20 protein-coding genes and 1 pseudogene are annotated in these 22,069 nt (G+C 44.3%); 15 read left to right on the plus strand and 6 right to left on the minus strand.

What is annotated here, in order from left to right; genetic code table 11:
- Positions 1-5 precede the first annotated feature (5 nt).
- From miaB to lnt, 5 genes are all read left to right on the plus strand, one after another.
- Positions 6-1,436 carry a tRNA (N6-isopentenyl adenosine(37)-C2)-methylthiotransferase MiaB gene (miaB, locus tag GKR61_RS16035; protein ID WP_036947639.1) on the plus strand — a complete coding sequence of 477 codons (1,431 nt, stop codon included), beginning with the start codon at positions 6-8 and terminating at the stop codon, positions 1,434-1,436.
- A gap of 86 nt (positions 1,437-1,522) precedes the next feature.
- Positions 1,523-2,521 carry a PhoH family protein gene (locus GKR61_RS16040; RefSeq protein WP_225577265.1) on the plus strand — a complete coding sequence of 333 codons (999 nt, stop codon included), beginning with the start codon at positions 1,523-1,525 and terminating at the stop codon, positions 2,519-2,521.
- Positions 2,522-2,989 (plus strand): rRNA maturation RNase YbeY, encoded by a 468-nt coding sequence (gene ybeY, locus GKR61_RS16045; protein WP_036947642.1) that lies wholly within the window; start codon positions 2,522-2,524, stop codon positions 2,987-2,989.
- A gap of 190 nt (positions 2,990-3,179) precedes the next feature.
- Positions 3,180-4,064 (plus strand): CNNM family magnesium/cobalt transport protein CorC, encoded by an 885-nt coding sequence (corC, locus tag GKR61_RS16050; protein ID WP_154600177.1) that lies wholly within the window; start codon positions 3,180-3,182, stop codon positions 4,062-4,064.
- Positions 4,064-5,599, plus strand: a complete 1,536-nt coding sequence (gene lnt, locus GKR61_RS16055) for an apolipoprotein N-acyltransferase (protein WP_154639901.1) — start codon at positions 4,064-4,066, stop codon at positions 5,597-5,599. The genes corC and lnt overlap by 1 nt, the downstream gene beginning before the upstream one ends.
- A 64-nt stretch (positions 5,600-5,663) precedes the next feature.
- Here lnt and GKR61_RS16060 read toward each other — a convergent pair whose 3' ends face one another.
- Together GKR61_RS16060 and GKR61_RS16065 are read right to left on the minus strand one after the other, a co-directional pair.
- On the minus strand, positions 5,664-6,587 hold the full coding sequence (locus tag GKR61_RS16060) for a sugar kinase (RefSeq protein ID WP_154600175.1): 924 nt from the start codon (positions 6,585-6,587) through the stop codon (positions 5,664-5,666).
- Positions 6,584-7,606, minus strand: coding sequence for an SPFH domain-containing protein (locus GKR61_RS16065; protein WP_036947650.1), 1,023 nt, complete (start codon positions 7,604-7,606; stop codon positions 6,584-6,586). Before GKR61_RS16065 ends, GKR61_RS16060 begins: the two co-directional genes overlap by 4 nt.
- 171 nt (positions 7,607-7,777) lie before the next feature.
- Here GKR61_RS16065 and GKR61_RS16070 point away from each other — a divergent pair, with 171 nt between their 5' ends.
- Positions 7,778-8,491 (plus strand): NUDIX hydrolase, encoded by a 714-nt coding sequence (locus GKR61_RS16070; RefSeq protein ID WP_036947654.1) that lies wholly within the window; start codon positions 7,778-7,780, stop codon positions 8,489-8,491.
- 66 nt (positions 8,492-8,557) lie between these two features.
- Here the strand turns inward: GKR61_RS16070 and GKR61_RS16075 are convergent, their stop codons facing one another.
- The 4 genes from GKR61_RS16075 to GKR61_RS18055 are packed head-to-tail and all read right to left on the minus strand — an operon-like array spanning position 8,558 to position 12,330.
- Positions 8,558-9,058 (minus strand): redoxin domain-containing protein, encoded by a 501-nt coding sequence (locus GKR61_RS16075; protein ID WP_154639902.1) that lies wholly within the window; start codon positions 9,056-9,058, stop codon positions 8,558-8,560.
- Positions 9,059-9,065: 7 nt separating this feature from the next.
- Positions 9,066-9,794, minus strand: coding sequence for a DsbA family protein (locus GKR61_RS16080; RefSeq protein ID WP_036947659.1), 729 nt, complete (start codon positions 9,792-9,794; stop codon positions 9,066-9,068).
- Positions 9,791-11,869 (minus strand): protein-disulfide reductase DsbD family protein, encoded by a 2,079-nt coding sequence (locus GKR61_RS16085; RefSeq protein WP_154639903.1) that lies wholly within the window; start codon positions 11,867-11,869, stop codon positions 9,791-9,793. The genes GKR61_RS16080 and GKR61_RS16085 overlap by 4 nt, the downstream gene beginning before the upstream one ends.
- A gap of 47 nt (positions 11,870-11,916) precedes the next feature.
- Positions 11,917-12,330: a hypothetical protein gene (locus GKR61_RS18055; protein ID WP_036947662.1), complete on the minus strand. Its 414-nt coding sequence runs from the start codon at positions 12,328-12,330 to the stop codon at positions 11,917-11,919.
- Between the two features lie 521 nt (positions 12,331-12,851).
- On the opposite strand from GKR61_RS18055, the pseudogene GKR61_RS16090 reads away from it, so the two are divergent.
- The 9 genes and pseudogenes from GKR61_RS16090 to rsfS all read left to right on the plus strand — a co-directional run bounded on the left by GKR61_RS16090 (position 12,852) and on the right by rsfS (position 22,069).
- Positions 12,852-13,744, plus strand: a pseudogene (locus GKR61_RS16090) (glutamate/aspartate ABC transporter substrate-binding protein).
- A gap of 114 nt (positions 13,745-13,858) precedes the next feature.
- Positions 13,859-14,599, plus strand: a complete 741-nt coding sequence (locus tag GKR61_RS16095; RefSeq protein WP_006662330.1) for an amino acid ABC transporter permease — start codon at positions 13,859-13,861, stop codon at positions 14,597-14,599.
- 1 nt (position 14,600) lies between these two features.
- Positions 14,601-15,281: a glutamate/aspartate ABC transporter permease GltK gene (gene gltK / locus GKR61_RS16100; protein ID WP_006660949.1), complete on the plus strand. Its 681-nt coding sequence runs from the start codon at positions 14,601-14,603 to the stop codon at positions 15,279-15,281.
- Positions 15,278-16,003 carry an amino acid ABC transporter ATP-binding protein gene (locus GKR61_RS16105; RefSeq protein ID WP_036947670.1) on the plus strand — a complete coding sequence of 242 codons (726 nt, stop codon included), beginning with the start codon at positions 15,278-15,280 and terminating at the stop codon, positions 16,001-16,003. Before gltK ends, GKR61_RS16105 begins: the two co-directional genes overlap by 4 nt.
- Positions 16,004-16,516: 513 nt before the next feature.
- A complete protein-coding gene (gene leuS, locus GKR61_RS16110) occupies positions 16,517-19,099 on the plus strand; it encodes a leucine--tRNA ligase (protein ID WP_036947673.1) in 2,583 nt (860 codons plus the stop codon).
- Between the two features lie 12 nt (positions 19,100-19,111).
- The gene (gene lptE / locus GKR61_RS16115) at positions 19,112-19,651 is read left to right on the plus strand and encodes an LPS assembly lipoprotein LptE (protein ID WP_036947677.1); all 540 of its coding nucleotides are present in this window, start codon (positions 19,112-19,114) and stop codon (positions 19,649-19,651) included.
- Positions 19,651-20,685, plus strand: coding sequence for a DNA polymerase III subunit delta (holA, locus tag GKR61_RS16120; protein ID WP_036947680.1), 1,035 nt, complete (start codon positions 19,651-19,653; stop codon positions 20,683-20,685). The genes lptE and holA overlap by 1 nt, the downstream gene beginning before the upstream one ends.
- Positions 20,686-20,725: 40 nt before the next feature.
- Positions 20,726-21,382, plus strand: a complete 657-nt coding sequence (nadD, locus tag GKR61_RS16125) for a nicotinate-nucleotide adenylyltransferase (RefSeq protein ID WP_154600194.1) — start codon at positions 20,726-20,728, stop codon at positions 21,380-21,382.
- A gap of 360 nt (positions 21,383-21,742) precedes the next feature.
- Positions 21,743-22,069, plus strand: coding sequence for a ribosome silencing factor (gene rsfS / locus GKR61_RS16130; RefSeq protein WP_080675589.1), 327 nt, complete (start codon positions 21,743-21,745; stop codon positions 22,067-22,069).

Here is a 22,069-nt window from a genome sequence, read left to right on the forward strand (position 1 = left end):
ACGACATGTCAACAAATAAAAAGTTATATATGAAAACTTGGGGCTGCCAGATGAACGAATACGATTCATCTAAAATGGTCTCTTTACTGGAAAGCACCCACGGCTATCAACTGACTGAAATTGCTGAAGAAGCAGATCTGTTGTTATTAAACACTTGTTCGATCCGCGAAAAAGCCCAAGAAAAGGTGTTCCACCAGCTTGGTCGTTGGAAATTCTTCAAAGACAAAAATCCTGACATCATCATTGGTGTCGGTGGCTGTGTCGCATCACAAGAAGGTGATTTTATTCGCCAGCGTGCACCTTGCGTTGATATCGTTTTCGGCCCGCAAACTCTGCACCGTTTACCAGAAATGATTAACCAAATTCAAGGTAATCGTAGCCCAATTATTGATATCAGCTTCCCTGAAATTGAAAAATTCGACCGCTTACCTGAGCCACGTGCTGAAGGCCCAACCGCGTTCGTTTCTATCATGGAAGGCTGCAACAAATACTGTACGTTCTGCGTTGTGCCGTACACTCGCGGCGAAGAAGTTAGCCGCCCTTGTGATGACATTCTGTTTGAAATTGCACAATTAGCCGCTCAGGGCGTGCGTGAAGTTAACTTGCTGGGTCAAAACGTTAACGCCTACCGTGGCGAGACGTTCGACGGTGAAATCTGTTCATTCGCAGAATTATTACGTTTAGTGGCCTCTATCGATGGTATTGACCGCGTACGCTTCACCACCAGCCACCCAATCGAATTTACCGATGACATCATCGAAGTGTATCGCGATACACCTGAGCTAGTGAGTTTCCTACACTTACCAGTACAAAGTGGCTCTGACCGCGTACTCACCATGATGAAACGTGCGCATACCGCATTGGAATATAAGGCGATTATTCGTAAATTACGCGAAGCTCGCCCTGGCATTCTGATCAGCTCCGACTTTATTGTTGGCTTCCCAGGGGAAACCACCGATGATTTCGAAAAAACCATGAAGCTGATTGCTGATGTGAATTTTGATATGAGCTACAGCTTCGTCTACTCCGCTCGTCCGGGTACGCCAGCCGCTGATTTACCGGATGATGTTAGCGAAGACGAGAAAAAACAACGTCTGTATCTGCTGCAACAGCGCATTAATCAGCAAGCAATGAGCTTCAGCCGTGCCATGCTAGGAACAGTACAACGTATTTTAGTGGAAGGCACCTCACGTAAAAATGTGATGGAGCTTTCAGGTCGTACCGAAAATAACCGCGTAGTGAATTTTGAAGGCACTCCGGACATGATCGGTAAATTTGTTGATGTCGAAATCGTCGATGTTTATACCAACTCTTTACGCGGTAAAGTGATTCGTACCGAAGATCAAATGGATCTGCGTGTTCATGAATCCCCTGAATCCGTGATTGCACGTACCCGTAAAGAAGATGAACTTGGCGTTGGTAACTTCCAACCCTAAAGATAGGATACTCAGTGACCGATAACAAACCTTTGCAAATCGCAACACAAGAGATTTTTTTAGAGCCCGCAGATAATCAGCGTTTAATGAGCCTTTGCGGGCCATTTGACGACAATATTAAGCAATTAGAGCGTCGTCTTGGCATTGAAATCAATCGCCGAGACAATCGTTTTAAACTCTCGGGTAAAGCGCTTAATATCCAAGCGGCCAGTAAGATTTTACGCCAGTTGTACGTTGATACCGCGCCAATCCGCGGTGTGATCCCTGACATTGATCCTGAAAATATTCACCTTGCGATTGTCGATAGCCGAGTGCTTGAGCAATCCGCAGAAAGCGTGCCTGACTATGGTAAAGCCGTGAATATCAAGACCAAGCGCGGCGTGATCAAACCTCGTACCCCAAATCAGGCGCAATACATTGCCAATATCTTAGATCACGATATTACATTTGGAATTGGTCCTGCGGGAACTGGTAAAACTTACCTTGCTGTTGCAGCAGCCGTCGATGCATTAGAACGTCAAGAAGTACGCCGAATTCTGCTCACCCGCCCTGCGGTTGAAGCAGGCGAAAAACTGGGTTTCTTGCCGGGTGATTTAAGCCAGAAAGTAGATCCTTATTTACGCCCTCTGTACGACGCGCTGTTTGAAATGCTTGGTTTTGAAAAAGTTGAAAAACTGATTGAGCGTAATGTGATTGAAGTGGCTCCGCTGGCTTACATGCGCGGTCGCACACTGAACGATGCGTTTATCATTTTAGATGAGAGCCAAAACACCACCATCGAACAGATGAAAATGTTTTTAACCCGTATTGGTTTTAACTCTAAAGCTGTTGTCACTGGGGATATCACTCAGGTCGACTTACCAAGAGGCAGCAAATCCGGTTTAAGACACGCCATCGAAGTGTTGTCGAACGTGGATGATTTAAGCTTTAACTTCTTCCATAGCGAAGACGTGGTGCGTCACCCTGTCGTGGCGAAAGTTGTCATGGCTTATGAAGCATGGGAAGAGCAAGACAGCAAACGTCGCCAGCAATTGAAAGAAGAAAAAGAGCAACAACGTGAGCTTGAAAAGCAGGAAAATCACTAAATGAGCGATGTTATTCTCGATTTACAAATAGCGAGCGAAAATACCGACGGTTTACCCTCTGAAGCGATGTTCCAGCGCTGGGTCAATGCGGTATTACCCAAGTTTCAAGCTGAAAGTGAAGTCACTATTCGTATTGTTGATGAAGCCGAAAGCCATGAATTAAATCTAACTTATCGTGGAAAAGATAAGCCGACTAACGTGCTGTCATTTCCATTCGAAGCGCCACCAGAAGTGGAACTTCCGCTGTTAGGGGATTTAATTATTTGCCGCCAAGTGGTGGAGCAAGAAGCCGTCGAGCAGCAAAAAAGTGAAGAAGAGCATTGGGCACACATGGTAGTTCACGGTTGCCTGCATTTACTCGGTTATGATCATATTGAAGATGATGAAGCTGAAGAAATGGAAGGATTAGAAACCGAGATCCTCGCAGAAATGGGTTATGCCGATCCGTATCTTGCGGAAAAAGAGTGAGCTCACTATAATTTTTAACGTTAACAAGCATTTTTAGACGTAAAACGATGTCTGTTAACGTAAAGAATATGCTTCGACGCTAACCCATAAATTGTTTCGCTAAACAAAATGTTTTAAGCTAAACAATTCATACCTAACTCTATGGGTTAGCGATTTTTCTAATTAACTGAGGAATAATAAATTAAACGCCATGAGCGACGATAACTCTTCGAGTAGTGACACCCCTGGGCCTAAGAAAGGTTTTTTTGCATTGTTAAATCAACTTTTCCATGGTGAACCTAAAAACCGTGATGATTTGGTCGAATTAATTCGTGATTCTGAACAAAACGATTTAATTGACCCGGATACCCGTGAAATGCTGGAAGGCGTCATGGATATTGCCGATCAGCGGGTACGTGACATCATGATCCCTCGCTCTCAAATTGTTACCTTAAAACGTAACCAAAGCCTTGATGAGTGCCTCGATGTCATCATCGATTCTGCCCACTCTCGCTTCCCTGTTATCAGCGAAGATAAAGATCATATTGAAGGGCTATTAATGGCAAAAGATTTACTGCCATTTATGCGTACCGACGCAGAACCATTCAGTATTGATAAAGTGTTACGTCAGGCCGTTGTTGTTCCTGAAAGTAAACGAGTAGACCGCTTACTCAAAGAATTCCGTTCCCAGCGTTACCATATGGCCATCGTTATTGATGAGTTCGGCGGTGTCTCTGGTTTAGTGACTATTGAAGATATTTTAGAGCTGATCGTCGGTGAGATTGAAGACGAGTATGACGACCAAGATGATGTGGATATCCGCCAGCTGAGCCGCCATTCATACTCTGTTCGCGCCTTGACTCAAATCGAAGACTTTAATGACGCCTTTGGGACGCATTTTAGTGATGATGAGGTAGATACCGTTGGGGGCTTAGTGATGCAAGCCTTTGGTCACTTACCATCCCGTGGTGAAACCATTACCATCGATAACTACCAGTTTAAAGTTTCCATGGCGGATAGCCGTCGAATTATACTGCTTCAAGTAAAAATTCCTGACGATGCCCCAGTGCCTACTTTGGATGAAGAACAGAGTTAATGAACTTATCCTCTACTTATCAAAGCCAGTGGCTACGCCTGCTGCTGGCTTTACTATTCGGAGCCAGTGGTACACTGGCTTTTTCGCCTTTTGACTTCTGGCCCGCCGCTCTCCTTTCTATTTTCTTTCTCGAGCTATTAACCCTACACAGAACCGCCAAGCAAGCTTTTGCTATCGCGTTCGCATGGGGATTTGGCTTATTTGGCAGCGGCGTCAACTGGGTGTATGTCAGTATCGCCGATTTTGGTGGGATGCCGGATGCCGTTAACATATTTATCGTTATCTTGCTGGCTGCTTATCTGTCTCTGTACCCCGGTCTATTTGGTCTACTGCTCAATAAACTCACCCCCAACGCCAATATTTGGCGCTTAGTCTTGATGGCGCCCGCACTGTGGCAAGTGACTGAGTTTCTGCGCGGTTGGGTACTGACTGGCTTCCCATGGCTGCAATTTGGTTATAGCCAAATTGATGGGCCGATGAAATCATTAGCGCCAATTTTTGGCGTTGAGATGATAACCCTGCTGCTATTTAGCATCAGCGGCTTGCTCGTCCTAACAGTCATTCGCCGCAATCTTATCCCTCTAGCATGTGCGGCGGCGCTGTTGCTGGTTCCTCTGTTAGCCAAAAACGTCCAGTGGTTCACTCCTCTGAATGATAAAACCATGGAAGTGGCATTGGTGCAGGGCAATATCCCTCAATCAATGAAATGGGAAGCAGGCTTTTTGCAGCAAACCAAAGATCGCTATATCAAGCTTTCCAGCCCTTATATTGGCAAAGCCGATATGATTATTTGGCCTGAGTCAGCTATTCCTGTGGTGGAACTGGAAAATCAGCCGTGGCTTAAAGCGCTGGACACGTTGCTAAATGAAACCAAAACGCGGTTAATTACCGGAACTGTTGATGCCAAACCGGTCAATGGTGATTCGGTATTCTATAACTCCATCATTGTGCTAGGTGATAGAAAACCCTATCTCTACCCGACTAAGAATCGTTATAACAAGCATCACTTAGTCCCATTTGGTGAGTTCGTCCCGTTGGAAGATTTACTTCGCCCGCTTGCGCCATTCTTTAATTTACCAATGTCGGGCTTTAGCCGTGGAGATTATCAACAGGCTCAATTAGCAATTGGTAATATTCATCTAACAGCAACCATTTGCTATGAAATTATTCTGGGTACTCAAGTTAGAGATAACTTCAAACCTGACAGTGACTACTTACTGACAATTTCAAATGATGCTTGGTTTGGTGAATCGATTGGTCCTTGGCAGCATTTCCAGATGGCAAGAATGCGCTCATTAGAACTTGGTCGCCCGCTATTACGCGCCACCAACAATGGCGTAACGGCGGTCATCAGTGCGGATGGTTCCATTCAAGGTATTCTGCCACAGTTCCAAGATGCGGTACTGGCTGAAAAAGTCACACCAACAACGGGATTAACCCCTTATGCTCGTTGGAGTAACTGGCCGATGTGGGGTATGGTCGCCATATTCGGTATTGTTGGATTTACCCTTAACCGTCGTCAAAAACGTCACTAATTGACGCTTTAAACCGATTAATAATCCCCGACATCTCGATTGATGATTCGGGGATTTTTTTAACCTAACCAATTAATAATCCCTGCGTTTCTGCTATCCCAATTGAGGCAATACAGCCTGCGTTGAAATTCAAATAATCATCTTCAATACCATCGGAAAAAATTACGCCATTTTCAGGCATTAATGACTCTAATTGTAATGGCGTGGTTTGCTCAATGGTGCCAAACACTAATTCCGTTCCCGTCATTCGGCTGCGAAAAGGTTCCCTTACGCTGAACTGTAACCGTTTTTCATCCCAGCCAAACCCCTGTGATAATGGATGGGAGTGAGTCCCTGCTATCGCCTGAGCCCCCGCAATAATAGATTGAAACCATCCCGTTGACCCTAACCCTGTCGAGACAATAATTCCTGATGATGATTGAAATTCTTGCTGCCCTTGCCATTTCACTCGATAGCGTGCAGATGTATGGCTTTTAGGACCTATAAATAGGTCGTTAACGGCTAATAGCGTTTGTCCATCGTTGGTTGTAGCTTGCGCAAAAGTAACGGATTTTTGATTTACCTTTCCAGTTAGTGTACGCGTCACCACATCCGATAGCTGCCCAATTTCAAAGGGCAGCAATTTACCATCCCAACGCGTCGGTTCCGGATTTATAGCAATCACCGGCTGCCCATTAAGGTATTTAAGGGTATTTGCCACTAAACCATCTTGCCCTATGACCACCACGATATCTCGCGCTGAAAACTGGTAGCTCGGTAACAGTTTTCTTTCCAGTAATTGAAAGCGTCCCATCGTTTTAAGAATCGACTCAGCTTGGATTAACTGCCGCTGATACACATCATGTTCAAGTAGGTAATCACTCACTTCAACATCATTATGTTCAAGGTAAAATTTTGCTTGCGACCAGGTATTGAAACGCTCAATTAATTCCTGCATACGAGTTTTACGCATCACTAACACAAAGCGAACATCATCATACTGACTCATTGTTTAGCCCCTTTTTTCATTAGCTGACCAAATAAATCTGGTGAGAAATTAATTTCACCAATTTTGCCTGCGTTTTGAGCCAAGGATTCAAATGCCATCGCCATCAATTGCTCTGGGTTCATTTTCGCCAATGCCATCGCCTTCAAATTCTCCACTGGCAATTGGCTATACGCTTTCATTTTAGCTTCGATGGCATAAGCATCCGCTTCTGATTGAGTACGTTGGTTTTCAACACTTAGCGCCACCAGCTCATTACGCTTAGCTTCCAAATTAACCTGAGCTATTAACTCTTCTTGTTCAATTTCAGCACGCTCACGCAGCAATGTACGTTCATTATCCAACCGAGCTTCTTCAATTTGCTGCTGCTTGGCTTGTACTGATAAATCCGTTTCTAATTCCGCCTCTTTTATAGTTCTTTCCTGCTCAACGGAGAATTTGCGTCTCGCATAAATCGCATCGTCAGCCTCTTTCAAAATTGATTCCCGTGCTTGAGCTTCCAGCGCTTTGAGCGTTTCAGGAGACGGTGTAATAGCAGAAATTGCCACATCCAAAATTTCTATGCCTAACGATTCAAGTGCAGGATGCTCAGACAGTTGCTGAGAAACCAACAGCACCAATGGTTGCCCCATGAGTAATGCATCTCGCAAATCGGTACTTTGCGTTTTTGCTTGGATGACAGTTTGGGCACTACGAACCACCCTATCACTCAGCTTTAACGGGTCTTCTGACGCATAAGATTTACCATCTTGGGCAAGGTTAAAATTCAAGACATCCGCTGTTTTTTCTGGGTATTTCACTTGAAACGAAATTTGCCCTTGAATACGCAAGCTTTGGAAATCCGCTGTCTGTAGATTAAAAATAAATGGCGCTTCTTGGGCGTTCAAAGGTAATGCCGCAATGGACGTTTTATCCGCGTTATACCAAAAACTTAACCCTTTACCTTGCTTACGTACTGCACCATTAATGGATTGAATAATGAATGTCGATGAATCTGATTTGAAATATTTAAAATTTAACATGGTCTACCCCACTTAGTGTCTTTGTGAAATCAATTAGTGTCTTTATGACCTTAATTAATTATTGTCCTACAGACACAAATAAGTCAACACTTAAATGTCTTAATGACACTAAATAAATTTTCGCGTATGATTTAGCGCAAGACTAAATATGGGGGAAAGGATCTTAATCACATGACAGAAAAAGAGTTTTTATCTAATTATGATCGACGAGATTATTTAACTCCTTTGCTCACAGTGGATACCGTATTATTCACTTATCATGAAAACACCTTAAAAGTGCTGCTCGTGGAACGTGCTAATTACCCTCAGAAAGGGCAATGGGGATTACCGGGTGGGTTCGTTGATGAAAATTGTGATGCCACGTTAGACGATACGGTATATCGCAAGTTAAAAGAGAAAACGGGGGTTGTTCCTCCTTATATCGAGCAGTTATGTACCGTAGGAAATTCAGAGCGAGATCCTCGAGGCTGGTCAGTGACAGTCTGCTATACCGCACTCATTGCTCACCAAGCCTGCGAAGCGCACATTGAAAGTGTACATTCTGTTAAATGGGTCTCCATCGAAGAGATTGAAGACATGGCACTGGCTTTCGATCACTATCAGCTTTATTTACAAGCCCGTGAACGTTTACGCCAGAAATCCCTTTATTCCATTGTGCCGGGATTTGCGCTACCGGAAGTATTCACCTTAGCCGAGCTGCAACATGTTCATGAGGTTTTAATCGGAAAATCCATACAGAATAAATCTTTCCGTCGCCGTTTAGATCAAGCTGATTTATTGATTGATACAGGGGAGAAACGCCAAGAGCGCGGACGCCCAGCCAATCTTTATCGCTTAAAGTCCCAATCGGCTGACTATCGGTTTATTCGCAATCTCGAATTTTGATGAAAGAGTTTGAGATTAGAGTTTGATAAGAAAAATGCCCTTGATGCTGATACCAAGGGCATTTAATTAAAACGAAGCGAGCCATAAACGGCTTTTCAGCCCCAGATAACTCGTCCAGCCAGAAGTAAAACTCACCATTTCGCCTTTATCGATAATCATAAAGGTCGGTGTTGCTGTCACGCCAACCTGCGCAGCCAGTTGACCGTTGATATCATTCACTACAGGAAAATCTAATTCCTTTTTTTCCATTCCGGCTAACAGTCGAGAAGATTCCCCCGAACGCAGTGCTACCGTCACCACCGGAACTCCTGATTTTGCTAAATCAGAAACGGTTGGCGATGTGAAGCGGCAAACACCACACCATGTTGCCCAGAAATAGACTAATACAGGCTGTTTTTCGCTGAGTTCAGCAATAGAAACCACCTCACCCGTTGCAATGGTGAGTGGCTCTAATAACACGGGGGCAAGGCTTTGCGGTTTACGCCAAAAGTCCATCACCGTAAAAGCGATCACCAAAATAATCGCCAATACGAGAAGCTCTTTTGACCACTTTTTCAGTCCCCCCATCACGACATTATTTCGCTTTGCTGAGCTGTTCTTTCACGATGCGTTCAAATTCTTGTGCATCAACAGCGCCTGGGATCATTTCATCACCCACTAGCGTTGCAGGCGTACCATTCACGCCCAGCATATTAGCCAACTCAAGGTTTTTACGAATAGCTGCACGGCTCTTATCATTCGCTTTTAACTTATCATTGCCGGTTGCTTGCAGCGCTTCTTTGATGTTTGAATCAGATAACATCCCCTGTTTCGCCATCAGTTTTTGGTGCAGAGCTAAGAACGCTTTTGGATTTTCTTGCCATAAAGTCATCGCTAATTGCGAAGACTCCAGCGAGGTTTCCCCTTTAAATGGCAGGTACTTGATAACAACTGCAACATCTGGGTTTTTCTTCACAATATCTTCTAACAGTGGGTCAAAGCGTTTGCAGTATGGGCAGTTAAAGTCAGTAAAGTTCACCAAGACTAATTTCGCGTCTTTCGAGCCAATACGTGGGCTAGTCGGGTCATTAAACAGGGCATCATGCTGATCTTTTAATACCTGTTTCATTTGCGCTTGTTGTTTTTCACCTTGTTTCGCTTGTAAAGCCACAATCGCTTCTTCAAGGATCTCTGGATTCTCAACTAATGTATCGCGTACCAGCTTACGAACTTGTGCTTCTTGGTCGGCAGTCAGTGGCGCTGCATGTGCTGTGGCCCCTAATACTAGTGAGGAAAATAAAACAGCTAATATCGTCTTTTTCATTTTTCGGCTCCTTTGGCCTCAGTCATAATTGATAATACAGATTCACGATCAAGTATTGTTGACAGTATTTTCCCCTCTGTCAGATTAGGGCCATAAATCTGGTTAAACGGCACAGCCACTTGCCCTCGACGTTGCAAAAACGCCGAGATTTCAGGTGAAGGTTTTGTCCAATCACCCCGTAGCGCGACGACATCCGGTTCACTCAGTAAGTGCTGAATTTCGTCATTAAGTAGGACGTTATATTTATTCGCCTTACACGTCACACACCAGTCTGCAGTCACATCAATAAACACACGTTTATTATCTGCCAGCGCTCGCGTGATTGCGTCTTCAGACAGTGTTTGCCATTGAACCTTATCGGAAGCTAGCGTTTGGTGGCCTTGTTGTTGGTCTATCGCCATCCAAGCAAACCCAGCACCCAGTGCCGAGAATAATAGGAATGGGAAAATTGCCGCACGAACTCCTCGGTTCTTAAGAATAAATAACACTAAGATTAATAAAAATAGTACGGCGATAACGGTAGCGGTCATTGCACCAAAATGGGGAATTAATAAGCTGATTAACCATAAGCAGGAAACCAACATCATTAAGCCCAGTACTGCGCGCAATTTCAGCATCCATGTTCCTGGCTTTGGTAACGCTTTCGCAATCACAGGGAATGCCGCAATCAATAACCACGGAAGGCTCACCCCGATACCTAGTGCAGTGAAAATCAGCCACAGTTGCGACATCGGTGCCGCTAATGCGAAAGCGACCGCCGTGCCCAAAAAGGGTGCAGAACAAGGTGTCGCTAAGAGTGTCGCGAAAACCCCTTGCCAGAAATGCCCGCTATTACCCTGCCCACCTGCGGTGGCTAAACGCGTATTTGCTTTACTGCCTAGGTTAATTTCAAACAACCCAAATAAATTCGCAGTAAACAGCGCCGTAATCAGCACCATAAAGCCGATAAACCACGGGCTTTGGAACTGAATACCCCAACCAACAACTTCCTGTCCCCATCGCAAGAATGTCATCAATAAGGCTAATAACCAGAATGAGACCAGAATCCCCGATGAAGAGAGCAAGAATTGCCGACGAATGGTATTTTGTTCACCTTGAGGAACCAATAAGACAGAGCCGAGTTTCATTGCCAGTACAGGCAAAACACACGGCATTAAGTTCAGGATCAGACCGCCAAGTAGCGCAAATAGAACTATCTGCCATAAACCCAGCGCGTGTCCACTGTCATCCCCAGATACGGAACCAGTATAAGGCACGACATTGCCATGTATTTGTTGAGATAACTCACCGTCCGCCACAACAAATGAAACTGTTTTACCCACAAGATTAGGCGCTTCACCGCCCCAGTCATCGCTAACATCAATGGTAGCGGTTAACTTATTGCCAGAATATTTTAGGGATGGAACACCAAGGCTCGCGCCATCTACAACATCAGTAAACAGATGCGGGTCAATCCAGGTATTATCGGCGGCTTTTTGTAACTCTACCGTCAATTTATTGCCAGCAAAGCCAAATTGCGCCTGTTCAACAAGCCCACTAGCCGCAGGCACACTGCCTTTTGCTTGATTAAATGCCCAGCTAAAATCCGCAGGAGCCGGTTCAGTGAGATCCAATTCAAAAGGGTAGTCAGTTAAAATACAAACATTACTGCACGTTGATAATGTCAGTGTGCCTGACAATTTATCGAGATGCTCACTACTGGTGACTGTAATAGGGAAAACCACGTCTCCCATATAACCTTGTGTCGACACGCCAGCGACATCAAAGCGCCCCGGCGTTGGCCATAGCCACTCCACCGTTTTGACGGGTGAAGACCAACTTATTTCCGGTGCAACGCCCCCTTCTCCCGGTGAGCGCCAATAGGTCTTCCAGCCATCATCGAGTTTTACATCCAGTAAAATATCGACCTTGCCCTCATTTTGTGCAGAGCTCAGCAAGCGAACCTGTACATGGCTCGGTGTGTTTGCGGCCATAAACCCCGTGTTTGCAGGTTGTAACCAGCCTGTATCCGCAGCCTGTAAGCTGCTAGAAAATACAGTAAATAAAACAATTAACGCATTAATAAAAAAACGCATGATCCCTCCAGAATAAATAACAGCGACGAACAATAAGCCGCGGCTTTCTAATCCCGAAGATTACAGAATTGTAGATGACGCCGAACGCCAGGTGGGGAATGGCTCTCTTCACGGTTTGCTCTATATATAAATAGCCTAGTGCAAAAGATAGCGAATGCCGCTAAAGAAAGAAATATAAAAAAGAGAGGTTCTATCACAGCAGGAACAAGAGTAAGGAGTGATTTGGAACTTAATTCACACGTTGAAAGCTTCACGGGCTTGCTATTTTGTTCATTTATATCAGAAAGATAATGCTCTGAAGAAAGCTGGATTTGATTCGCTACCGCAGAAGTCTGTATTGAAGCTGATGTAAACATTGAGGCGAATAGACGCTCCCCGACGGCTCTTTGATTCATACAAATCAACACCATCAGACAGGCAAACAGCACTAATCCTTTACCTAACTTTATCGACCTCGTCATGTCTGTCTCAGATTATCTTCCTGAATTCACAATAATTAGCTAATTAAGTTAATAACAGGTTACATCTTACACAGGCAAATAAGCAACACAAGCACCATCATCTAACTTTACAAACAACTCTCATTTATAAAATTAACTATTTTTTGCACTTTATCCGAAAAGCGGCACGGAACTTGCTACTTACTTAATAAATGGCAAAACGAAACTATTTTGCACGATTTCGGTGCACGATAGTCGAGTTTCGGCAGTTTGTCTCTTTATTGGTGTCGCAGTTCACAACTGCCTAAATAATATGCGAGACAGCTCCCGAATTTAAAACAATTCGTTTTCAAAACTCATATTTTTTAATTACTTTTTAACAATAATAAAACATACAGCCGATGATCGTGTCATGATGAAAACCTCACGAAACATCTGCAAACACAACACCACAAAACCAAAATAAATCGAGTAATGTATCGTTAAAACACAAACCTCGAAATATGGCGGATTGACACCGATGTTCTAAAGGAGCTGTAATTATGCGTATTAGCAAGCTTGTTTTAACAATGATGCTTTTGGGTGCAACCTGCGCAGTTCAAGCAGAAGAATTAAACGGTACTCTGAAAAAAATCAAAGATAATGGTGTGATAGTCGTGGGTCACCGCGAATCATCAGTGCCATTCTCTTACTATGATAATAATCAGAAAGTTGTTGGCTACTCACAAGACTACTCCAACCTCATTGTTGATGCAGTGAAAAAGAAACTCAATATGCCTGATTTACAGGTGAAATTGATCCCTATCACCTCGCAAAACCGTATTCCATTACTGCAAAACGGCACATTTGATTTCGAATGTGGCTCCACAACGAATAACCTAGAGAGACAAAAACAAGCAGCCTTCTCTAATACCATTTTCGTGGTTGGTACTCGACTGCTGGCGAAAAAAGACGCCGGTATCAAAGACTTTGCTGATTTAGCTGGCAAAAATGTGGTTGTCACTTCAGGGACACGTCAGAAGTGATCCTGAATAAGTTAAATGATGAGAAAAACATGAAGATGCGCATTATCAGTGCTAAAGACCACGGGGACTCATTCCGTACTTTAGAATCTGGTCGTGCTGTTGCCTTTATGATGGACGATGCCCTATTAGCTGGTGAGCGCGCAAAAGCGAAACAACCGGATATCTGGGAAATCGTAGCAAAACCACAAACTGAAGAAGCTTACGGCTGTATGCTGCGTAAAGATGATCCACAATTCAAAGCTCTGGTCGATGAAACTATCTCAACTGCACAAAAATCTGGCGCAGCGGAAAAATCATTCGACCGCTGGTTTAATCAACCTATCCCACCGAAAAACCTGAATCTGAAGTTTACGTTATCTGATGAAATGAAGGCGCTGTTCAAATCACCAAACGATAAAGCATTAAACTAATAAAAAAGACAAACAGGGTGTTACTGAAGTAGGAGTCGCAAGGCGGTCGTTCCCGCCTTGCTTTCTCTTATTGCGGTATTCGGGACAATCAAATTGCCCACAGGAAGTCATATTATGTCAATTAATTGGAACTGGGGGATATTCCTTGAGAATGCCCCATTTGGGAATACCACCTATTTAGGGTGGTTAATATCTGGCTTAGAAGTCACTGTCACGCTATCCATCTGCGCTTGGATCATCGCTTTTCTGGTTGGCTCATTTTTCGGTATTTTACGCACAGTACCTAACCGCTTTTTAGCCTTTTTAGGGACTGCTTACGTTGAATTATTCCGTAACGTTCCGCTGATTGTTCAGTTCTTCACTTGGTATCTAGTGATCCCTGAACTGCTGCCACAATCTATCGGCGACTGGTTTAAAATGGAGTTAGATCCTAACTACCAGTTTTTCCTCTCTTCCATGTTATGCCTTGGCTTGTTCACTGCTGCGCGAATGACTGAGCAAGTTCGTGCTGCTATTCAATCCCTGCCTAGAGGGCAACGTAATGCAGCGCTCGCGATGGGGCTAACACTGCCACAAACCTATCGCTATGTACTGCTACCGAATGCTTATCGCGTCATTTTACCGCCAATGACCTCGGAAATGCTGAACTTAGTGAAAAACTCCGCTATCGCATCCACTATCGGGTTAGTGGATATGGCGGCACAAGCAGGAAAATTACTCGATTACTCCGCCCATGCTTGGGAATCTTTCACAGCAATCACACTGGCATATGTCGGTATCAACTTGATTATTATGCTACTAATGAGCTTGCTTGAGCGCAAAGTGCGCTTACCCGGCACACTAGGAGGACGCTAAGATGGCTTATCAATTTGATTGGAGCTCCATTGAGCCAAGCATCCCATTCTTAGTGGATGGTTTTATTATCACCGCCAAAATTACAGCAGCAGCCATTGTGGTTGGGATTTTATGGGGAACCGTACTCGCCGTTATGCGTTTATCCAGCATTAAGCCACTGCGCTGGCTGGCGGCCTTTTACGTCAACACCTTCCGCTCAGTTCCGCTAGTTATGGTACTGTTTTGGTTCTATTTAGTTGTGCCTAACATATTACAAAATGTTCTAGGCTTATCACCAAAAAATGATATTCGTTTAATATCCGCAGTGGTAGCCTTCTGTCTTTTTGAAGCGGCTTACTACTCTGAAATTATCCGTGCAGGTATTCAAAGCATCTCGAAAGGTCAGGCAAGCGCCTCCCTCGCTTTAGGTATGACCCAAATGCAAACCATGCGTTTAGTCGTATTACCGCAAGCGTTTAGAGCGATGGTGCCATTATTACTGACCCAAGGTATTGTATTATTCCAAGATACTTCATTAGTGTATGTTCTTGGGTTAACCGACTTCTTCAGAACCGCCACCAATATTGGTGAGCGTGACGGTACGCAAGTCGAAATGATACTCTTTGCGGGACTCATCTACTTTATTTTCAGTTTCGGCGCTTCAATGCTGGTGAATTATCTTAAGAAAAGGACTGTTTCATGATTACCCTGAAAAATGTATCGAAATGGTATGGCCAATTTCAGGTGCTCACAGATTGCACAACTGAAGTCAAAAAAGGCGAAGTTGTGGTTGTATGCGGGCCATCTGGTTCTGGTAAATCCACATTAATAAAAACAGTAAATGGGTTGGAGCCAATTCAACAGGGTGAAATTTTCGTTAACGATATCCAAGTTAATAGCAAAAAAACTGACCTTGCGAAGCTGCGCTCAAAAGTCGGTATGGTGTTCCAACACTTTGAACTGTTCCCTCACCTTTCCATTATTGAGAACCTAACATTAGCGCAAGTTAAAGTCTTAAACCGTGACAAGAAAGCCGCTGAAGCTAAAGGTTTAAAATTACTGGAGCGTGTGGGATTGGCGAGCCATGCTAATAAATTCCCTGCGCAGCTCTCTGGTGGTCAACAGCAACGTGTCGCCATCGCCCGCGCGCTATGTATGGACCCGATTGCCATGTTGTTTGATGAGCCAACTTCCGCCCTAGACCCAGAAATGATCAACGAAGTGCTGGATGTTATGGTGGAGTTAGCGAATGAAGGCATGACCATGATGGTGGTAACGCACGAAATGGGCTTTGCGAAAAAAGTGGCTAACCGCGTGATTTTCATGGATGAAGGTAAAATTATCGAAGACAGTAAAAAAGAGGATTTCTTCGCTAATCCGAAGTCAGACCGCGCGAAAGATTTTCTGGCAAAAATCTTACATTAATCTCGATTTAGGTTGCAGAAAGTCCGACAGGGCTTTTTGCAACTTTTCCCTCAACTTTTCTTACCCGCACAAAATTCACCTCGTTTTCTTGATTGTCACTTTTCTGCGCTTGAAATCTCTTAAAAAATTCTCTAACGTGTTCTAAGTTCAAATAAAATTGCGAACAAAGCAAATTCCCCCTGAAATAGTTCAAGTTTTAGGTAGTAAATTGAATTATGATAGGCGATACGCTTATTATTTTGTGCGCGTTCTTAGTTTCATCAACGTATGGCAATATCAACGTATCGCCAACCACTATGTAGCACAAAATATAACAAACAGCTGAAACAGCAAGACCAAGTCCCTGTAAATTCATCTAATCGACGATTCATCGTTTTTTACAGACACAATGGCTTTCGGCATTGTTGTTTTCATGTGTGATCCGCTATGCTATGCGGATCCATTTTATAGAAAAGACATTCACCTGCTACAGACTAAACTGTAGCGATTATTCACCATAGGATTATCGGTGCCATGCAAGAACAATATCGTCCAGAAGATATAGAGCCTAAAGTACAGCGTCACTGGGATGAACAACAAACGTTCAAAGTGACAGAAGACAACAGCAAAGAGAAATACTACTGCCTGTCCATGCTACCTTACCCTTCTGGTCGACTACACATGGGCCACGTTCGTAACTACACCATTGGTGACGTGATCTCCCGCTACCAGCGTATGCTGGGCAAAAACGTTCTGCAACCAATTGGTTGGGATGCGTTTGGTCTGCCAGCTGAAGGTGCCGCGGTTAAAAATAACACTGCGCCTGCACCATGGACTTACGCCAATATCGATTACATGAAAGGTCAGCTGAAAATGCTGGGCTTCGGTTACGATTGGAACCGCGAAGTGACTACCTGTACGCCAGAATATTACCGTTGGGAACAGTGGTTCTTCACTAAACTGTATGAAAAAGGCTTAGTCTACAAAAAAACCTCCGCCGTTAACTGGTGTCCACACGACTTAACCGTTCTAGCAAACGAACAAGTCATCGACGGCTGCTGCTGGCGCTGCGATAGCCAAGTTGAGCGTAAAGAGATCCCTCAGTGGTTTATCAAAATTACCGACTACGCTGAAGAGCTGCTCAATGACTTGGACAAACTGGAAGATTGGCCAGAACAAGTTAAAACCATGCAGCGCAACTGGATTGGTCGCTCTGAAGGTGTGGAAATCACTTTTGATGTTGCTGATCGCGCAGACAAATTAACTGTCTACACCACCCGCCCAGATACCTTTATGGGTGCGACATATGTGGCGGTTGCTGCAGGTCACCCATTAGCGCAAGAAGCTGCCAAAGCGAATAGCGAATTAGCCGACTTTATCGATGAGTGCCGTAATACCAAAACTGCGGAAGCGGATATGGCAACCATGGAGAAAAAAGGTCTGGCAACAGGTCTGTATGTCGTTCATCCATTAACCCAAGAAAAATTACCAATTTGGGTCGCGAACTTTGTTCTGATGGAATACGGTACAGGTGCAGTGATGGCAGTTCCAGCTCACGACCAACGTGACTGGGAATTTGCTCATAAATACAATCTGCCAATCAAAGCGGTGATTGCAGATGCTGAAGGCAACACGCCTGACTTATCTCAAGAAGCGATGACTGAGAAAAACACCCTGATCAACTCAGGTGAATTTACTGGTTTAAGCAACGAGGCTGGCTTCAACGCTATCGCTGACAAACTGGTTTCCCTTGGTGCAGGTCAACGCAAAGTCAATTATCGCTTACGTGACTGGGGTGTTTCCCGTCAACGTTACTGGGGTGCGCCAATTCCAATGGCAACCTTAGAAGATGGCACCGTGGTTCCTGTTCCTGAAGACCAGTTACCGGTTATTTTACCGGAAGATGTCACCATGAATGGCATCACAAGCCCAATTAAAGCGGATCCTGAGTGGGCAAAAACCACCATTAATGGTCAACCAGCGCTGCGTGAAACCGATACCTTCGATACCTTTATGGAATCATCTTGGTACTACGCTCGTTACACTTGCCCACAATACGACGATGGCATGTTGAACCCTGAAGCAGCAAACTACTGGCTGCCAGTGGATCAATACATCGGTGGTATTGAGCACGCCATCATGCATTTAATGTATTTCCGTTTCTTCCACAAATTAATGCGTGATGCCGGTCTGGTGAACTCTGATGAGCCAGCAAAACGTTTACTGTGCCAAGGTATGGTTCTGGCCGATGCCTTCTACTACACCGGTAGCGATGGTCAGCGTGTATGGGTTTCTCCTGCGGATGCAATTGTTGAACGTGATGACAAAAACCGTATTACTAAAGCGGTAGACAGCGAAGGTCATGAACTGGTTTATACTGGTATGAGCAAGATGTCTAAATCTAAGAACAACGGTATTGACCCACAATTAATGGTCGAAAAATACGGTGCTGATACCGTCCGTCTGTTCATGATGTTCGCTGCGCCACCAGAATTAACTCTGGAGTGGCAAGAGTCTAGCGTTGAAGGAGCTAACCGTTTCGTTCGCCGTGTATGGCGTTTAGTTCACGAACACGCACAAAAAGGCGCAACTCAGCCATTAGATATCAGCGCATTAACTGCAGAACAAAAAGATTTACGTCGCGACTTACATAAAACCATCGCGAAAGTGACTGACGATGTGGGTCGTCGTTACGCATTCAACACCGCTATCGCAGCAGTCATGGAATTTATGAACAAGTTAGTTCGCGCTCCGCAAGAAACTGAGCAAGACCGCGCTTTAGTTCAAGAATCTTTAGATGCTATCACGCTGATGTTATCACCAATCATTCCACACGCTTGTTTCGAAATGTGGAAAGCATTAGGTCACAATGACGATATCGATTTTGCAAGCTGGCCGGTGGCTGATGAACAAGCCATGATCGATGATACTAAATTGGTTGTTGTTCAAGTTAACGGTAAAGTCCGCGGTCGTATTACGGTCCCTGCTGATGCTAACCAAGAATTCGTTCTGGAAATGGCATCACAAGAAGGCAGCGTCGCGAAATACCTCGAAGGCGTTAGCATCCGTAAAGTCATTTACGTACCAGGTAAATTACTGAACTTAGTTGTTGGCTGATAAGGAGCCCAAGTGCGCTATCTGATAACTCTATTTCTCAGCCTGTCGGTGCTCGTCACCGCAGGTTGCGGTTTTCGCCTTCAAGGAACCACGCAACTTCCTGAAGAATTGAAAACATTACAGTTAAGTTCTGGCGACCCGTACAGTTACCAAACTCGTGCGGTCAGGGAACAGCTGCGACTCAATAACGTGACTCTGCTAGATTCTGGTCGCGCTGATGTGCCTATTTTGAAAATTGTAGGTTCAACAGAAAGCACCGATACCGTTTCGATTTATCAAGATGGTAAAGCTGCAGAGAAACAACTGACACTGGTCATGAAGGCGCAAGTGTTAATGCCGGATGGCGCTATTTATCCGCTGGAAACAAAAGTTGTGCGGACTTTCTTTGATAACCCGTTAGAAGCGCTCGCAAAAGATGCTGAGAACGAGATTGTGAAGCAAGAGATGCAACAACAAGCGGCACGTAACATCGTGCGCAAACTGCTTCTGGTTCACAGTGCTGAGTTAGAAAAGGCGAAAGCTCAAGCGGCTGAGAAACCTGTTGCCGAATAATGATACGCATTTATCCTGAACAGCTGGCCTCTTCGTTACAAGAGTCTCTAAGAGGCCGCTATCTCATTTGGGGCTCCGAGCCCCTTCTTATTCAAGAAAGCCAAGATGCTATTCGCCAAGTTGCACGTCAGCAAGGTTTTGAAGAGCATTTTACTTTCGCTTTAGAGCAAAATACGGATTGGGATGAAATTTTTAGTCTCTGCCAAGCGCTGAGTCTATTTGCCAGTCGCCAAATGCTCACCTTATTTTTGCCTGAAAATGGCCCTAATGCCGCGATGGCAGACAAGCTCACACAGCTAGCCGGTTTACTTCACCCCGACCTGCTATTAGTTCTACGCGGGCATAAACTCACTAAAGCGCAAGAAAACAGTGCTTGGTTCAAAGCCATCAGCCAAGATGGTATCTATGTCAGTTGCCTAACGCCTGAATATCAACGTTTGCCCCAGTGGGTCTCTAAGCGTGCTAGCCAAATGCGGCTTTCATTAGAAACTGAAGCAAACCAATTACTTTGCTATTGCTATGAAGGTAATTTATTGGGATTAGCGCAAGCGCTGGAAAGGCTTTCCTTGCTCTATCCGGATGGAAAGCTCACTTACCCTCGTGTCGAAAGTGCGGTGAATGATTCAGCCCATTTTACTCCCTACCATTGGGTTGATGCGATCCTAGCGGGTAAGCCTCGCCGTTCATGGCATATCCTTGAGCAGCTCAAGCAAGAAGATGTTGAACCTGTGATTTTACTACGGGCTATCCAACGAGAATTAATGTTGCTGATCACGTTAAAGCGTCAATCTGCGACCACCTCATTAAAAACGCTATTTGACCAACATAAAGTTTGGCAAAACCGTCGAGGATTGCTAGGCGAGGCGCTACAACGTTTGAGCTTACATCAATTACAATCGGCGTTGATGCTACTCACCCAAGCTGAAATTCACACTAAGCAGGATTTTTCCCACTCTTCATGGCCGGATTTGCAGTCTCTTTCCATGGTGTTATGTGGTAAAACCGATGCAGAACATTTTATTCTGCCACGATAATAACTGATAGCTAATCACCTAATATCAATGGTAATGAATGATGAACGCTAAACCACAAGGTCTACAAGCGCTATTTGGGGGGACTTTTGACCCTATTCATTATGGGCATCTACGCCCTGTTGAAGCATTAGCTAATCAGGTGGGGCTGCAAAAAGTGATTTTGCTGCCGAACCACGTTCCACCTCATCGACCTCAGCCGGAAGCTAGCCCTACCCAGCGATTAGAAATGGTAAAATTGGCCATTCAAAATAACCCACTGTTTACTGTTGATACCCGAGAACTCCAGCGAAATACGCCCTCTTTTACAATTGAAACGCTCAGTGAATTGCGCCAAGAACTTGGTCATGAACAACCTCTTGCGTTCATTATTGGTCAAGATTCCCTGTTATCCATTAATACATGGCATGGCTGGACTCAGCTATTAGATAAATGCCATCTGCTAGTCTGCGCGAGACCCGGTTACGCCACACATTTTACCGATCCTGATATGCAACAGTGGCTGCAACGGCATCAAGTACAAGATCCGCAAGTATTGAGCCAAACGCCCTGTGGTTCGATTTTTATTGGCAATACACCACTGGTTAATATTTCAGCGACTGAAATACGTGAACAACTCAGCGAAGGTCAGGCTTGTGAAGATTTACTCCCTCGCGCAGTTTATCACTATATTCAACAACAACATTTGTATCAAAAATAAGCAATTTTATTTCTATTAACCAAATAGGAATGTCAGCAAATAATTTATTCTCTTTTATTCACTTAATTTCGATTTAATTCGATTTAATTAATTGCACAACTCAGCGCTTATTCTAGAATATTGATACGTAAGAGATAGGGATATTTTATTTGTAAAGTTACGATAATTATCTTGCCCAATGGATAAGATATCCCTATAAATTGCCCACTTACGCCAATAAAAAATAATTTAGCCGATTTTTGTGAAAATCTGGGGTAAAATGGCGGCACTTTGCTAGGGGGATCCCCTAGAAAGCACAATGATGAATAGTCTTTAACAAGAATAGTGTTTAACAAGAGATTCTCTCAATTTGAATGAAAGGTGAACCTTTTGCAAGGAACTGAACTCCAACAATTTATTATCGATCAACTTGAAGATGCGAAAGCGGAAGATATCATTTCGATCGATGTCCATGGGAAATCAAGTGTTACTGACCAAATGATCATCTGCACAGGGACGTCAACTCGTCACCTGATGTCTGTGGCTGATCGTTTAATTGATGCGTGCCGTAAAAACGGTTTAATGCCTCTCGGTGTTGAAGGTCAAGGCATTTCAGACTGGATTGTTGTCGACCTTGGTGATGCCATCGTCCATATCATGCAAGATGAAAGCCGCCGCATGTACGAACTAGAAAAGCTCTGGAGCTGA

Origin of the sequence: Providencia sp. wls1916, assembly GCF_009706585.1 — a bacterium.
In the GTDB taxonomy this organism is placed as follows: Bacteria; Pseudomonadota; Gammaproteobacteria; order Enterobacterales; family Enterobacteriaceae; genus Providencia; species Providencia lanzhouensis.

Coding starts and splice junctions, on each gene's coding strand:
- miaB (WP_036947639.1), top strand. CDS start 6: ATGTCAACAAATAAAAAGTTATATATGAAAACTTGGGGCTGCCAGATG.
- GKR61_RS16040 (WP_225577265.1), top strand. CDS start 1,523: ATGAGCCTTTGCGGGCCATTTGACGACAATATTAAGCAATTAGAGCGT.
- ybeY (WP_036947642.1), top strand. CDS start 2,522: ATGAGCGATGTTATTCTCGATTTACAAATAGCGAGCGAAAATACCGAC.
- corC (WP_154600177.1), top strand. CDS start 3,180: ATGAGCGACGATAACTCTTCGAGTAGTGACACCCCTGGGCCTAAGAAA.
- lnt (WP_154639901.1), top strand. CDS start 4,064: ATGAACTTATCCTCTACTTATCAAAGCCAGTGGCTACGCCTGCTGCTG.
- GKR61_RS16060 (WP_154600175.1), bottom strand. CDS start 6,587: ATGAGTCAGTATGATGATGTTCGCTTTGTGTTAGTGATGCGTAAAACT.
- GKR61_RS16065 (WP_036947650.1), bottom strand. CDS start 7,606: ATGTTAAATTTTAAATATTTCAAATCAGATTCATCGACATTCATTATT.
- GKR61_RS16070 (WP_036947654.1), top strand. CDS start 7,778: ATGACAGAAAAAGAGTTTTTATCTAATTATGATCGACGAGATTATTTA.
- GKR61_RS16075 (WP_154639902.1), bottom strand. CDS start 9,058: ATGGGGGGACTGAAAAAGTGGTCAAAAGAGCTTCTCGTATTGGCGATT.
- GKR61_RS16080 (WP_036947659.1), bottom strand. CDS start 9,794: ATGAAAAAGACGATATTAGCTGTTTTATTTTCCTCACTAGTATTAGGG.
- GKR61_RS16085 (WP_154639903.1), bottom strand. CDS start 11,869: ATGCGTTTTTTTATTAATGCGTTAATTGTTTTATTTACTGTATTTTCT.
- GKR61_RS18055 (WP_036947662.1), bottom strand. CDS start 12,330: ATGACGAGGTCGATAAAGTTAGGTAAAGGATTAGTGCTGTTTGCCTGT.
- GKR61_RS16095 (WP_006662330.1), top strand. CDS start 13,859: ATGTCAATTAATTGGAACTGGGGGATATTCCTTGAGAATGCCCCATTT.
- gltK (WP_006660949.1), top strand. CDS start 14,601: ATGGCTTATCAATTTGATTGGAGCTCCATTGAGCCAAGCATCCCATTC.
- GKR61_RS16105 (WP_036947670.1), top strand. CDS start 15,278: ATGATTACCCTGAAAAATGTATCGAAATGGTATGGCCAATTTCAGGTG.
- leuS (WP_036947673.1), top strand. CDS start 16,517: ATGCAAGAACAATATCGTCCAGAAGATATAGAGCCTAAAGTACAGCGT.
- holA (WP_036947680.1), top strand. CDS start 19,651: ATGATACGCATTTATCCTGAACAGCTGGCCTCTTCGTTACAAGAGTCT.
- nadD (WP_154600194.1), top strand. CDS start 20,726: ATGAACGCTAAACCACAAGGTCTACAAGCGCTATTTGGGGGGACTTTT.